Here is a 12,896-nt window from a genome sequence, read left to right as displayed (position 1 = left end):
CGTGTCGCCGAGACCCCATCCCATGACTGTCACTCATGGTAAGCCCACGAGTACGCACAGTGGCTAGGGGTCTGCGGCGATCAATTACGAACAACAGGCGCCGGTTTGACGTACCCAGACGTCACACGATCGAACCGTCCTCGAAGCACCAGCGCCAGCTCTCGCCGGGCTCGAAGCTCCGCATCACCGGATGGCCGGTCTCCTTGAAGTGCCCCGTGGCGTGTTGCCGGGGTGACGAATCGCAGCAGCCGACATGTCCGCACATCAGGCAGAGTCGCAGTTGCACGGGGTGGGTGCCTGCTGCGCGGCATTCGAGACAGGTCTCGGCGAGAGCTGCGGGCTCGGGGCGCGGCAGGTCCGGTACATGCGGGCACTCACTCATGATGGCCAGGTTACGACGGATGCGAGGACCTTGAGATGGACGCATTGCCACTGGTGGCGCTGGTGGCGGCGAGTGCGGCGACAGCCGGCCTGGCCCGCCGGACACCGGTGCCGGCACCCCTGCTGCTGGTGGCCCTCGGGCTGATCGGCTCGTACGTGCCGGGGGTGCCGACGTACACGCTCGACGCGCACATCGTGCTGCCGCTCCTGCTGCCGCCGCTTCTCTACACGGCGGCCGTGGACAGTTCCTATCTGGACCTGCGGGCCAATATCCGTCCCGTCGCCCTGCTCTCCGTCGGCTATGTCCTGTTCGCCACCGTGGCGGTGGGCTGGCTGGCGTACCGGCTGGTGCCCGACCTCCCGCTCACGGCGGCGCTGGTCCTGGGCGCCGTGATCGCTCCGCCGGACGCCGTCACCGCCGCGGCCATCGCCCGCCGGGTCGGCCTGCCCACCCGGGTCACGACGATCCTGCAGGGTGAGTCGCTGGTGAACGACGCCACCGCGATCACGGCCTACAAGGTGGCGCTCGCCGCGGCCGTGGGCGAGGGCATGAGCTGGGCCGGCGGGATCGGCGAGTTCCTGCTGGCGTCGGTCGGCGGTGTCGGCGTCGGTCTGGTGCTCATGGTCCCGCTGCACTGGCTCCGCACGCACCTCAAGGAGCCCCTGCTCCAGAACACCCTGTCGCTCCTGATCCCGTTCGTGGCGTACGCCGCCGCGGAGCGCGTGCACGCCTCCGGAGTGCTCGCCGTGGTCGTCGTCGCGCTCTACCTGGGCCACCGCTCCTGGCAGGTCGACTTCGCCACCCGGCTCCAGGAGGCCGCCGTCTGGAAGATGGTCGCCTTCATCCTGGAGTCCGCCGTCTTCGCCCTGATCGGCCTCCAGTTGCCGTTCGTGCTGAAGGGGCTCGGCAGGTACGCCGTCGCCGACGCCCTCTGGTACGCGGTGGCGGTGTTCCTGGCGGTCGTCGTGGTCCGGTTCATCTGGGTCTATCCGGCGACCTATGTGCCGCGCCTGCTGTCGAAACGCATCCGGGAGCGGGAACCCGAGACCAACTGGACCTCGCCGCTGATCGTGGGCTGGGCCGGGATGCGCGGAGTCGTCTCGCTCGCCATCGCCTTCTCCATCCCGCTGGTCGCGAGTGACGGCGAGGCGTTCCCTGCACGCAACCTGGTGCTGTTCCTGACCTTCACCACGGTCATCGGCACGCTGCTCGTCCAGGGGCTCACACTGCCGGTCATGGTGAAGGTCCTGAAGCTCCCGGGCCGCGACCGGCAGGCCGAGACGCTCGCCGAGGCGCAGGCCCAGAGCACGGCCTCCACGGCCGCCGAGGCGCGCCTGGAGGAGTTGCTCGCCGATCAGCGCAACTGCCTGCCCCAGCCGCTCACCGACCGCTTGCGCACCGTCCTGGAGCGCCGCCGCAACGCCGTCTGGGAACGCCTCGGGGCGGCGAACCCGGTGACGGGGGAGTCGGCCGACGACACCTACCGGCGCCTGGCCGGCGAGATGATCGAGGCCGAGCGCGAGGTCTTCGTACGGCTCCGGGACGAGCGCAGCATCGACGACGAGATGATGCGGACCCTGCTCCGGCGCCTCGACCTGGAGGAGGCCGCGGCCTACCGGGAGGAGTCGGACGACTGATTTCCCCCGGGGGCGTCCGGGCGCCCCGTGATGACGGCCGCTACGGCGGTTCCGGCGGGGAACAGTCCCTCCCCTGCCAGCACGGTCAGCGCGTAGAGGAGTTTGGCCACATAGAGCCGCTCCACCGGCAGCCCGTGGCGGTCCTCGAAGTCGTCGGCGAACGCGTGCAGTGCGGGCGTGGTGCGGGCGTACCCGCCGAAGTGGAACCGCTCGTCCAGGGACCAGGCTCCGGCAGGTCCGCCGAACGCCTCGCGCTGGAGGTCGCGTACCGCGTCCCCCAGGAAGCCACCGCGCAGGACCGGGATGCCGAGCGCGCGCTGCTGCGGTGCCAGGCCCGCGGCGAGGCCCGCGAGGGTGCCGCCGGTACCGCAGGCCACCGCCGCCACGCCGGCCGCTCCGCGCAGCTCGCGGCCGAGCTCTGTGCAGCCCTGTGCGGCCAGGGCGTTGCTGCCGCCCTCCGGGATGACCTCGCACTCCCCGTGGGCGCTCAGCAGGCCTGCCAGCACCTGCGGATCGGTCTTGTCGCGGTACGTCCGGCGGTCCACGAAGTGCAACTGCATGCCGTCGGCCGCGCACCGGGCGAGCGAGGGGTTGAGCGGGCGGTGCGCGAGCTCGTCGCCGCGCACGACTCCGATGGTGCGGAATCCCAGCAGTCGGCCCGCGGCGGCCGTGGCCCGCAGGTGGTTGGAGTACGCCCCGCCGAAGGTCAGCACGGGCCGGCCGGCCGCGGCGCGGAGGTTCGGGGCGAGTTTGCGCCACTTGTTGCCCGGCAGGTCCGCGTGGATCAGGTCGTCGCGCTTGAGGAGCAGCGTCACGCCGTGACGCGTGAAACGCTCGTCCTCGGCCGGCTGCAGGGGCGACGGGAGCACCGGCTGCAGCCGGGAGAGGCCGAGCGCGTCGGACGGAGTGGTGGGCATGCCTCCATTGTGGCCGCGCCCCGGCCCGAGCGGGCCGCGGGCTACTTCAGGCGGTCGTGGATCCGTGCCCGCATGGAGGTCATCGAGAAGCCGCGGGGGTCGACCTTGCCGGGCTGCCACTCCCGGTGCCCGATGACCGACCGGGAGGTCCAGTGGTGATGGCGGCAGATCGCGGCCGCGGCCTTCTCGATGGCTTCGAGCTGGACGTCGGGCCAGGGGTCCTTGCCGTCGCCGAGGTTCTCGCACTCGAAGCCGTAGAAGTGCCGGTTGCCGTCCGTGTTGGTCTCGTTGTCCGACGGCAGACCCTTCTCGGCGACCACGGCGCGCAGCACGTCGTCGTCACCGAGCCCGGCGTGGTTGGCCCGCCCGTAGCCGACCAGGTGGACCCGGCCGTCCTTGGCGATGACACCGTGGCACAGCGGCCCCGGCAGTGAGGCGTAGCCGTCGCGGCAGATCCGGACGGTCGCCGCGGTGCCCCTGGTGACCGTGTGATGGATCATCACGCCGTTGACCGGGCCCCAGGGGCCCTTGTGGTTGCGGTTGTGTGTGCGCCAGCCGCCGACCTGGACGACGGTGAGCCCTTCGTCCTTGAGGGCGTCGAGAAAGGTGCTCGCGGACATGGGTGAGGACATGACCGACTCCTTCGTGCGTGGGGGGAGTGCGTCCGTACAGCGCTTCTACCCGACGGACGGGCCCCCGGACCAGTCACGGCGAGTTTCCGCAGCCCTGTTCGGACGGTGTGCGAGCCGATCCGGTCAATTCCACGAGCACCCTCCGGTGTTCAGCCCTGGGCGAGCCACAGGTCGGGGCCGAACACCTCGTAGTGGATGTCGGCCGCCGGGACACCCTTGGCGAGCAGCTGGGTGCGCACGGCCCGCATGAAGGGCAGCGGGCCGCAGAGGTAGGCGTGGGTGCCGGACGGGATCACCACACCGGTCAGGTCCACCAGGCCGGTGCGGTCCGAAGGGTGGCCCGGCTCGGGGTTCTCGTACCAGAAGTGCGCGGCGGCGTCCGGCAGTTTGGCGGCGAACAGGGCGTGGTCGGCCCGCAGCGCGTGGTCGGCGGGGGAGCGGTCGCCGTGCACCACGGTCACCGGCGCGCGGTGGCCGGAGTCCGCGAGGTGCTCCAGCATCGAGAGCATCGGGGTGCAGCCGATGCCCGCGGAGGCGAGCAGGAGCGGGGCGTCGGTGGACTTCAGTACGAGGTCGCCGTACGGGGCCGAGACCCGGAGCCGGTCACCGGGCCCGACCTCTGCGTGCAGGTGCCGCGAGACCTCGCCGTCGGGGGCGCCGGCGCCGTGCACCCGCTTGACGGTGATGGAGCGGAGTGCCGAACCCGGGGCGGAGGAAAGGCTGTACTGGCGTATCTGGTGGGCACCGTCGGCGAGTTCGACCTGCACGGATACGTACTGGCCGGGGCGGAAGGCGGGGGCGCGCCGCCCGTCGGCCGGACGGAGCTGGAACGTGGCGACGTCCGGGGTCTCCTCGGTGCGGGAGACCACCTCCCAGTCGAGCCAGACGTCGCCGGCGACGACGCCCTGCTGTGCGTACAGCCGCTCCTCGATGGCGATCAGGGCGTTCGCCATGAGCCAGTAGACCTCGTCCCATGCGGCCGCGACCTCGGGGGTCACCGCATCGCCGAGCACCTCGACGATGGCCGCGAACAGGTGCGTGTGCACGACTTCGTACTGGGCGGCCGTGACACCGAGCGAGGCGTGCTTGTGGGCGATGCGGTCGAGCATCACGTCGGGGCGGGTGCCGGGGTGCTCGACCAGCTGGGTGGCGAAGGCGGCGATGGAGCCGGCGAGGGCCTGGCGCTGGGCGCCGGATGCCTGGTTGCCGCGGTTGAACAGGTCGCGCAGCAGCTCGGGGTGGGCGTCGAACAGCTTGCGGTAGAAGAGATCGGCGATGTCTCCGATGGCCGCGCCGACGGCGGGAAGCGTGGCACGGACGGTGGCGGTCGACGGCTCGGAGAGCATCGTTAACTCCTCGGATAAGAATTGGCATCTCAGATGCGTATTTAAGCCCAGTGTAGAAACCGGGCCGATGGCCCGGTGCGGCGGGGGGTCGTTCAGTCGTCCGTCGGCGGTCTGCTGCTGATGCCGATCAGCAGGGGGCCGGTCGGGGAGGAGACCAGTTCGGCGACCGTGAGCGGGTCGAGCGAGGCGTAGAAGGCCTCCGAGGCCGCCCGCAGGGCGTTGCGCAGCCGGCAGCCCGACCGCAGCGGGCAGGGGGTGGCGCCCTCGCATTCGACGACGTCGCCTGCGCCCTCCAGTTCGCGGACGAGCCCGCCGATGGAGGCGGTCCGGCCGGCGGCGGTGAGGGCGAGCCCGCCGCCGCGGCCCCGCCGCGCCTCGATCAGGCCGAGGTGCTGGAGGCGGGCCACGACCTTCGCGGCGTGGGAGTACGGCACCTGCATCGTGGCCGCCACCTCCCGGGTGGTCGGCGGGTCCTCGTTCTCCACGACGGCGAGACGCATCAGCACGCGCAGCGCCACGTCGGTGAACTTCGTCAGCCGCATGCCGGTCACGGTAGGTGAATGTGCATTACGTATGCAAATTACCCGGGGTCGACGGGTATCGCGCAGCGTCGTGCCCAGCCCAAAGCCCGATTAGTCACACTCTTTTGTGTAATGGCGTGCCGAGTCCTCATGCTGAAAGGTTCTTCTCGCAGGTCAGCCCGATGAATCGAGAGGACGACAGATGTCCGTTGGCGAAGAGGTTCAGAACGCGCAGCCGCCGCAGCAGAGTCTTGGCACGGCAGCCGCGCGGAACCTCGCGACGACCACCAAGTCCGCTCCGCAGATGCAGGAGATCACCTCGCGGTGGCTGCTGAAGATGCTGCCGTGGGTGCAGGTGCAGGGCGGCACCTACCGGGTTAACCGCCGGCTGAGCTATTCGGTCGGCGACGGCCGGGTGACTTTCGTACAGACCGGGGACCGCGTCTCGGTCATCCCCGCCGAGCTCGGCGAACTCCCGGCCCTCAGGGACTTCGGGGACGAGGAAGTGCTGGCCGAACTCGCCAGGCGGTGCGAGCAGCGCGACATTCCCGCCGGACAGCTCCTGGCCACGGCGGGCGAGGCGGCGGACCGGGTCTTCCTGCTGGCTCACGGAAAGGTCGAGAAGGTCGGCACCGGGCCCTACGGGGACGAGACGGTGCTCGGGGTCCATGCGGACGGGGCCTACTTCGGCGACCACTCCCTGATCGAGGGTGACGCCCTCTGGGAGTACACGGCGCGCGCCGTCACGGCATGCACCGTTCTGACGCTGAGGCGGGCCGATGTGCTCAACCTCGCCGAGCGGGCCGAGTCGCTGCGCACCCATCTCGCCGGGCTGCTCGCCATCCCGCAGCAGCGGACCAACAAGTACGGCGAGGCGGAGATCGACCTGTCCGCCGGGCACAGTGGCGAAGCCGTCGTCCCGCACACGTTCGTGGACTACGAGTCCGCTCCCCGTGAGTACGAACTGAGCGTGGCCCAGACCGTTCTGAAGGTCCACAGCCGGGTCGCGGACCTCTACAACCAGCCGATGAACCAGACCGAGCAGCAGTTGCGGCTCACGGTCGAGGCGCTGCGTGAGCGCCAGGAGCACGAGCTCATCAACAACCGGGAGTTCGGACTGCTCAACAACTGCGACTACGGACAGCGGCTCCAGCCGCACGACGGAGCGCCCGGCCCCGACGACATGGACGAACTGCTGTCGCGCCGTCGGGGATCGAAGCTCTTTCTCGCTCACCCCCGGGCCATCGCCGCCTTCGGCCGCGAGTGCAACAAGCGCGGTCTGGTGCCGGAGAGCGTGGACATCGGCGGACACCACGTGCCGGCCTGGCGCGGGGTCCCGATCTTCCCGTCCAACAAGATCCCGGTCACGGACGCCCGCACCACGTCGATCATCTGCATGAGGACCGGTGAGGCCGAGCAGGGCGTCATCGGCCTCCAGCAGACGGGTATCCCGGACGAGATCGAGCCCAGCCTGTCGGTTCGCTTCATGGGGATCGACGAGCAGGCGATCATCTCCTACCTCGTGACGGCCTACTACTCCGCGGCCGTACTGGTCCCGGACGCCCTCGGCGTCCTGGAGAACGTCGAGGTCAGCCGCTGGCGGTGAGTTCACGGGGTCCCGGGTCCGCCGGGTCCGGGACCCCGCCCACCGCACCATGTGTGCCCACAGCAACCACCCACGTGCCCGGCCCCCGGGGCGACAGCCATCGGGGGCCGGGCACGGCAACGACCGGGGTGACCGATTGACCATGACCCGTACCGACACCGCCGCCACCGAGGGCAACGAGGCCGCGGCGCTCCTGGAGTACACCCGGACCCTCGTCGACCCGCATCTGCGGGCCGCGGTCGCCTCACTGCCGGGATCGATCCGGCGCGTCGCGATGTACCACTTCGGCTGGGAGCACGCCGACGGCAGCCCCGCCGCGGGCGGCGCCGGCAAGGCGATCAGACCCGCGCTCGTTCTCGCCGCCACCCGTGCGCTCGGTGGTGACCCGAGGCACGCCGTGCGGGCGGCCGTCGCCGTGGAACTGGCCCACAACTTCACCCTCCTGCACGACGACGTCATCGACGAGGACCGCACCCGCCGTCACCGGGCCACCGCCTGGACGGTCTTCGGCATCCCGGACGCCGTCATCGCGGGCGACGCCATGCTCGCCCTCGCCCAGCGGCTCCTCGCCGAGGACGCGCGCGCGGTCTCGGGCCGCGCCTCGGCCCGGCTCTCCACCTGTGTCATCGAGCTGTGCGCGGGCCAGCAGGCGGACTGCGCCTTCGAGGAACGCGGGCCGGACGACGTCACTTTGGACGAGTGCCTAGCCATGGCCACGGCGAAGACGGGAGCGTTGCTCGGCTGTGCCTGCGCGCTGGGTGCTCTCTACGCGGGCGTGGAGGAGCGTGCTGTCGGAGCGATGGACGGCTTCGGCCGGGAGGCCGGGCTCGCCTTCCAGCTCATCGATGACCTGATCGGCATCTGGGGAGACCCCGCCCAGACCGGGAAGCCGGTCGGCGCCGACCTCGCCGCCCACAAGAAGTCGCTGCCCGTGGTCGCCGCGCTGACCTCGGGCACCCCGGCGGCGGCGGAGCTCGCGTCGCTCTACCGGGGCCCCATGAACACGCCCGGTGAGGTGAGCCGGGCATCCGAGGCCGTGGACCGGGCGGGTGGCCGTGACTGGGCGCAGGTCTGCGCCGCGGACCGGATGGCGCGTGCGGTGCACCACTTGTCGCGGGCCGTGCCCGATCTGTCGGCGGCGGGCGATCTCCTGGCCCTGGCGGAGTTCGTCACCCGCCGGACGCACTGAACGCAGGAGCGCTGCATGCAGGGAGGCACTGCATGCAGGGAGGCACTGCATGCAGGGGGGTGCTGCATGCAGGAGGTACTGCATGCAGTCCGCCGGGCGCGGTGAACGGAGGGCATCGCGCGCACCGACCGCCGGGCACACCGACCGCCGGACGGAGGACGCCCCGCGTGCCGAATGCCGGGTGTGGTGAAGGTAGGTATCAGAGGCTTCGCACCACCGGAAGTGGAACACGGTTCGGGACGGGCCGGGGAGAGGTGGCGGCGTAACACGGATCGGCCGAGGTCACAGGGTCGGGCGGCGAAGTGGAGGGCGGCACGGAGGGTGTCCGAGCCACGGGCTACAGTCCGTGCCCATGACAGATGAGTCGTGGGCAGGGTGGTACCGGGACCGACAGGGCTCCGATGCCGTCATCCTCACCACCGACGGACAGCAACTCCGCCTTCGCATCAGGGGCGTGGATTTCGAGGGCGAGAGCTTCGGCGGACTGCGCCCGGTGGCGGGCGTGCCGCCGGAGAGCGGGATGTTCGCCCTGGCCGACGGGGCGCTCAACGACTGTGTCCTGGAATGGGACCTGCCGTTTCCCGTCACCGTGGACGGCGCGGTCCACCAGGCCACGCTGAGCTGCCTGTTGTCGCTGCGCAGGCCCGACCCGTATCTCTACCTTGAGCTGCGGTACGGCGGCGCGGCCTTCCGGTCCCATCGGGCCGAAAGCGACTTCGGGGCGGCACTCGCCACCATCCAGCGGTCCCTTCCACCCGGGATCCGTCTCCAGACGTGCATCGCGTGCGCCTTCTCGGACTACTTCCCGGCGCCCGGGCGGGGGCTCTCCGGCGGCCTCGCATGCTTCCGGGGCGCCAAGGACGCGTACCGCGGGGCGGCGGGCGAGGACGACGTGCTGGACCTGTGGGACCGGCGCAGCGGATTCGTCCAGGAGATCTGGAGCTGCCGTGAGTTCGAACCCCGCCCGGAGGCGGGCGCGGGCACCGGGCACCGCGGCGCGTTCCCGCTCGAGACGGCCTGACCGCACCGGCGGGCGAACACCGCGGCCCACCCCACGTGACACTCCCTCAACCGGCCTGACGGCTCGACACCGTCGGGCCGGTTCGTCGTTTGCGGCCGCACTGCCGCACTGCCGCACTGCCGCACTGCCGCACTGCCGCACTGCCGCACTGCCGCACTGCCGCACTGCCGCACTGCCCCCTGCCGCGCCGCCGAGTCTCTGCACTGCCGCGGTCGCGCACCGCCGAGTTGCCGCGTTTCCGCGTCGCCGAGGTAGCGCGTTGCCACACCTCCGTTGTTCTACTAGCATGCGAACAATGGAGGTTTTGATGAACCGGAAGAACATCGGCCGCGCAGCTCTCGCCGCTCTGCCGTTCCTGCTTGCCCTCGCCGTCGACCTGATCCTCTTCGCCATGCGTCGTGACCGGCTGCCCGCCCAACTGGCCAGCCATTTCGTCGGCAACGGCCGGGCGAACGACTACGCGGGCCGGACCTCGTACGTCGTCGTCACCACGGTGCTGCTCGTCGGCATCGGGGTGTTGTGGACCCTGACGACCGCCGCCGCGAAGGCCCATGGCCCGGCACTCAACCGGATGCTCGCCGGTGGATACGCCCTCGCCGGATTCCTGGGCTACCTGATGGCGGTGGTGCTGCTTGTCAACGTGGACGCCGCCCAGGACGCGCAAGGCCGTGCCCAGGACGTCTCGTTCCCGATGTGGCACCTCGCCGCCGCGGCGGGGGTCGCCGGGCTCGCCTTCGGGCTGGGGCTGCTGCTCGCCGCGCTCCTTCCCGTACCGGAGCGGCCGGCGGCGGACGGTCCGGCGGGGGACGCGGAACGGATCGCGCTGGCTGCCGGGGAGGTCGCGGGGTGGGCGCGCAGCACCGGGAACCGCGGGCTCCCGCCGGTGGCGCTCCTGGTCTGCGCGGGAGGGGTCGCCCTGTGGTGCACCACGGGGTGGATCGCCGGGGTGCCGGCTCTTGTGGTCGGGCTGCTCCTGCTGAGTTTCGCCCGCCCGAACGTGACCGTGGACCGGCGCGGGATCATGGTCTCCGGGATGCTGCCGTGGCCGCGCGTCCGGGTGCCGCTCGACCGGATCGAGGCGGCGGCCAGCCGTGACATCAGTCCGTTCACCGAGTACGGGGGCTGGGGATACCGCATCCGGCCGGGACGCACGGGTGTCATGATCCGCTCCGGTGAGGGGCTCGTGGCCCGGCTGGCCGACGGACGGGACTTCGCGGTGACGGTCGACGACTCGGCGACCGCGGCCGCGCTCCTCAATACGCTGATAGACCAACGCCGAACGGAGAACTGATCATGCTCTTCCGGGTCGACCCCACCTCGACCGTGCCCCTCGGCGATCAGATCGCGGCCTGCGTGCGCCGCGCCGTCGCCGACGGGGCGGTGGTGCCCGGCGAACGGCTGCCGGCCGCACGGGCGCTCGCCGAGTCCCTCGGCGTGAATGTGCACACCGCCCTGCGCGGCTACCAGCGCCTGCGCGAGGAGGGGCTGATCGAACTGCGCCGCGGCCGAGGCGCGGTCGTCGCCGACGGAGCCTCCCCGCACCGCGCCAGGCTGCTGGAGCGGGTGCGCGAGATGGTCGGCGAGGCGCGAGAGCTCGGGATGACGGAGGACGAACTGGTGGCCCTGGTCCGTAGCGAACTCGCTGCCCTGTGAAAGCCCCAGCGCATCCGCTGCCGACGAAGGGCCACCCCGTCCTGCGAGGTGGCCCTTCGCGGCGGGATCAGGAACCGCTGCGGGCGAGCGCGGCCGCGAAGCCGTTCTGCCAGAGGTAGTTCACCTCACTGCGCTCGTTGGAGTCCGGATACGGATTGGTGCACGACGGGCCGGGGCCCCCGCCCGACATCAGCTCGCTGCACGGTCCCGAGTAGTGGTCCGGCAGGCCGAGGACGTGCCCGGTCTCGTGGGTCGTGACGCGGGTGGAGTCGTACTGCTGGTTCTGTGCGTAGTCGAGGAAGATGTAGCCGTTGCCGTGCCCGTCCGTGCTGGCGTAGGAGCCGCTGGGGTCGTTGCCCTCGTAGTACGAGAAGTCGGCGTTGGAGCCCTCCTGCAGCCGGACGTTGGACACCGAGCTGTTCCAGATCTGCGCGCTGTTGGATATCTCCGAACGGAAGCTCGGCGCGTTGGCGGTGCTGTAGACGATGGTGACGGCCTGGACGCCCGGGTGTGCGGCCCGCTTCTCGGCCACCGACTTCGCCACCGCCTCGAAGAACGCCTTGTTGGCGGCGGCGCTCTCGTGTGATCCGGAGTGGGGGGTGTACGCCGCGTGGACGGCGGAGGCGGACGCCGGGGGAGCGGCGTGCGCCGAGGCGATCGCCGGGGCGGTGCCCAGCGCGGCGGCGAGGCCGAAGCCGAGGCCGATCACGGCCGACATGACGGTCCTGGGGTGTCTCATGGGGGGTTCTCCTGCCGGTTACCTGCCAGGGGGGCCCGTCCGGTCAGCGGACGCGAACGGGGGCGGTACGCAGCGAGTGTCGGGGACCGACGGCCCCGCGCGGATGATGCCAACCGGCGATAACGCCGCCCTATCACCCGCCGGTGCCCCGCAGTCGCACACCCGATGTCGATCACCCCAACAACGGTTGAATCAACGTCATTTGATGGGGTTCCGGCATCTGGTGCGGTACGCCGCCGCCGCCCTACCCTCGGCAGCATGGAGCTTGAGGTGAGGCACCTCAGGGCGCTGTGCGCCATCGCCGACACCGGCAGCCTGCACCGGGCGGCCCGCAGACTGGGCGTCAGTCAGCCCTCGCTCACCACGCAACTGCGCCGCATCGAGAACACGCTGGGCGCCGAACTGTTCAGCCGTGAACGCACCGGCTGCCGCCCCACTCTGCTCGGCCGCGCGGTCATCGGCCGGGCACGCCCCCTCCTCGACGGGATGAGCGCACTGGTCGCCGAGGCGAAGGCGGAGGCGGACGCCGCCGGGGCCGGCGGACCGCGGCTGAGGATCGGCTGCACTGCCAGCCGGGTCATCGGTGGCTGGCTGCGCAGACTGCGGCTCCGGCTGCCGGGCACGGACATCTCGCTGCGGGTCGACGTATCGGCCCGCGCACTGCTGCGCGCGGTCGGGGCGGGCCGGCTCGACGTAGCCTTCGTGCACGAGGTGGAAGGCTGCCCGCTGTCCGTCCCCGACGGCCTGGAACAGCGCGTCCTGCTGGACCGCGAACCGCAGTTCATCTCCATGGCCCGCGACCACCCGGCGGCCGCGCTGCCCGTCGTCGACCTGGCCGACCTGGCCGCCGACCGGTGGATGGTCGACCCCACGGTGGACGGCGAATGGGACGGCCTGCGCCGGGTGTTCGGCGCCGCAGGCGTCGCACCGACCGTGCTGCACGGCGACTACCTCACCGCCGCGTCGCTCGTGGTGCTCGGCGAGGCGGTGGCCCCGTGCCAGCCCACCTCGGGCCCGCGCGACGACATGGCCATCCGCCCTCTGCGCGACGACCCGCTCGCCGTCCGGCTGCTCCTGGTCTCCCGGCCGGGCGCCGACACGACGGTGGTGTACGGAGAGCTGGAGGCCGCCTACCGTGAGGCGGCGCAGCGGGCGGCCGGCTACCACCAGTGGCTGCTGCGCCACCGCAGCCCGCTGGCCCTGTCCTGAGCCCGGTCGCCCCCGGTGGCGGAGGGGTCCCTTCCGGTACACCG

The 12,896-nt window shown here is 71.4% G+C and carries 13 protein-coding genes; 7 read left to right on the top strand and 6 right to left on the bottom strand.

Annotated features, from left to right (window positions below):
• Nucleotides 1-121 precede the first annotated feature (121 nt).
• On the bottom strand, nt 122-382 hold the full coding sequence (locus OG538_RS11540; protein ID WP_406092703.1) for a UBP-type zinc finger domain-containing protein: 261 nt from the start codon (nt 380-382) through the stop codon (nt 122-124).
• Between the two features lie 35 nt (nt 383-417).
• Between OG538_RS11540 and OG538_RS11535 the strand changes: the two genes are divergently transcribed.
• Nucleotides 418-2,019, top strand: a complete 1,602-nt coding sequence (locus OG538_RS11535; RefSeq protein WP_406092701.1) for a Na+/H+ antiporter — start codon at nt 418-420, stop codon at nt 2,017-2,019.
• Here OG538_RS11535 and OG538_RS11530 read toward each other — a convergent pair.
• From OG538_RS11530 to OG538_RS11515, 4 genes are all read right to left on the bottom strand, one after another.
• A complete protein-coding gene (locus OG538_RS11530) occupies nt 1,995-2,936 on the bottom strand; it encodes a 1-aminocyclopropane-1-carboxylate deaminase/D-cysteine desulfhydrase (RefSeq protein ID WP_406092699.1) in 942 nt (313 codons plus the stop codon). The two genes, OG538_RS11535 and OG538_RS11530, sit on opposite strands and share 25 nt — an antisense overlap.
• A 41-nt stretch (nt 2,937-2,977) precedes the next feature.
• The gene (locus OG538_RS11525; protein ID WP_406092697.1) at nt 2,978-3,568 is read right to left on the bottom strand and encodes an N-acetylmuramoyl-L-alanine amidase; all 591 of its coding nucleotides are present in this window, start codon (nt 3,566-3,568) and stop codon (nt 2,978-2,980) included.
• A 149-nt stretch (nt 3,569-3,717) separates the two neighbouring features.
• On the bottom strand, nt 3,718-4,914 hold the full coding sequence (locus tag OG538_RS11520) for a globin domain-containing protein (protein WP_406092695.1): 1,197 nt from the start codon (nt 4,912-4,914) through the stop codon (nt 3,718-3,720).
• Nucleotides 4,915-5,006: 92 nt separating this feature from the next.
• Nucleotides 5,007-5,456: an RrF2 family transcriptional regulator gene (locus OG538_RS11515; protein WP_406092693.1), complete on the bottom strand. Its 450-nt coding sequence runs from the start codon at nt 5,454-5,456 to the stop codon at nt 5,007-5,009.
• 181 nt (nt 5,457-5,637) lie between these two features.
• Between OG538_RS11515 and OG538_RS11510 the strand changes: the two genes are divergently transcribed.
• The 5 genes from OG538_RS11510 to OG538_RS11490 all read left to right on the top strand — a co-directional run bounded on the left by OG538_RS11510 (nt 5,638) and on the right by OG538_RS11490 (nt 10,904).
• Complete coding sequence (locus OG538_RS11510) at nt 5,638-7,041, top strand: family 2B encapsulin nanocompartment shell protein (protein WP_406092691.1); 1,404 nt, start codon at nt 5,638-5,640, stop codon at nt 7,039-7,041.
• Nucleotides 7,042-7,183: 142 nt separating this feature from the next.
• Nucleotides 7,184-8,230, top strand: a complete 1,047-nt coding sequence (locus tag OG538_RS11505; protein WP_406092688.1) for a family 2 encapsulin nanocompartment cargo protein polyprenyl transferase — start codon at nt 7,184-7,186, stop codon at nt 8,228-8,230.
• A 352-nt stretch (nt 8,231-8,582) separates the two neighbouring features.
• The gene (locus OG538_RS11500) at nt 8,583-9,251 is read left to right on the top strand and encodes a DUF6304 family protein (RefSeq protein WP_406092686.1); all 669 of its coding nucleotides are present in this window, start codon (nt 8,583-8,585) and stop codon (nt 9,249-9,251) included.
• A 307-nt stretch (nt 9,252-9,558) separates the two neighbouring features.
• The gene (locus OG538_RS11495) at nt 9,559-10,542 is read left to right on the top strand and encodes a DUF1648 domain-containing protein (protein ID WP_406092684.1); all 984 of its coding nucleotides are present in this window, start codon (nt 9,559-9,561) and stop codon (nt 10,540-10,542) included.
• A gap of 2 nt (nt 10,543-10,544) precedes the next feature.
• The gene (locus tag OG538_RS11490) at nt 10,545-10,904 is read left to right on the top strand and encodes a GntR family transcriptional regulator (protein ID WP_406092682.1); all 360 of its coding nucleotides are present in this window, start codon (nt 10,545-10,547) and stop codon (nt 10,902-10,904) included.
• 67 nt (nt 10,905-10,971) lie between these two features.
• Here the strand turns inward: OG538_RS11490 and snpA are convergent, their stop codons facing one another.
• Nucleotides 10,972-11,643 carry a snapalysin gene (gene snpA / locus OG538_RS11485; RefSeq protein ID WP_406092680.1) on the bottom strand — a complete coding sequence of 224 codons (672 nt, stop codon included), beginning with the start codon at nt 11,641-11,643 and terminating at the stop codon, nt 10,972-10,974.
• Nucleotides 11,644-11,901: 258 nt separating this feature from the next.
• Here snpA and OG538_RS11480 point away from each other — a divergent pair, with 258 nt between their 5' ends.
• Nucleotides 11,902-12,852, top strand: coding sequence for a LysR family transcriptional regulator (locus tag OG538_RS11480; protein ID WP_406092678.1), 951 nt, complete (start codon nt 11,902-11,904; stop codon nt 12,850-12,852).
• The last annotated feature ends 44 nt before the right edge of the window (nt 12,853-12,896 follow it).

Origin of the sequence: Streptomyces sp. NBC_01013, from assembly GCF_045162765.1 — a bacterium.
GTDB lineage: Bacteria > Actinomycetota > Actinomycetes > Streptomycetales > Streptomycetaceae > Streptomyces.
This window is presented reverse-complemented; position numbering and strand designations above follow the sequence as displayed.

Bases quoted from the DNA above. Each gene is read 5' to 3' on its own strand.
- OG538_RS11495 (WP_406092684.1), top strand. From the start codon at position 9,559: ATGAACCGGAAGAACATCGGCCGCGCAGCTCTCGCCGCTCTGCCGTTC.
- OG538_RS11510 (WP_406092691.1), top strand. From the start codon at position 5,638: ATGTCCGTTGGCGAAGAGGTTCAGAACGCGCAGCCGCCGCAGCAGAGT.
- OG538_RS11490 (WP_406092682.1), top strand. From the start codon at position 10,545: ATGCTCTTCCGGGTCGACCCCACCTCGACCGTGCCCCTCGGCGATCAG.
- snpA (WP_406092680.1), bottom strand. From the start codon at position 11,643: ATGAGACACCCCAGGACCGTCATGTCGGCCGTGATCGGCCTCGGCTTC.
- OG538_RS11525 (WP_406092697.1), bottom strand. From the start codon at position 3,568: ATGTCCTCACCCATGTCCGCGAGCACCTTTCTCGACGCCCTCAAGGAC.
- OG538_RS11535 (WP_406092701.1), top strand. From the start codon at position 418: ATGGACGCATTGCCACTGGTGGCGCTGGTGGCGGCGAGTGCGGCGACA.
- OG538_RS11505 (WP_406092688.1), top strand. From the start codon at position 7,184: ATGACCCGTACCGACACCGCCGCCACCGAGGGCAACGAGGCCGCGGCG.
- OG538_RS11540 (WP_406092703.1), bottom strand. From the start codon at position 382: ATGAGTGAGTGCCCGCATGTACCGGACCTGCCGCGCCCCGAGCCCGCA.
- OG538_RS11500 (WP_406092686.1), top strand. From the start codon at position 8,583: ATGACAGATGAGTCGTGGGCAGGGTGGTACCGGGACCGACAGGGCTCC.
- OG538_RS11530 (WP_406092699.1), bottom strand. From the start codon at position 2,936: ATGCCCACCACTCCGTCCGACGCGCTCGGCCTCTCCCGGCTGCAGCCG.
- OG538_RS11480 (WP_406092678.1), top strand. From the start codon at position 11,902: ATGGAGCTTGAGGTGAGGCACCTCAGGGCGCTGTGCGCCATCGCCGAC.
- OG538_RS11515 (WP_406092693.1), bottom strand. From the start codon at position 5,456: ATGCGGCTGACGAAGTTCACCGACGTGGCGCTGCGCGTGCTGATGCGT.
- OG538_RS11520 (WP_406092695.1), bottom strand. From the start codon at position 4,914: ATGCTCTCCGAGCCGTCGACCGCCACCGTCCGTGCCACGCTTCCCGCC.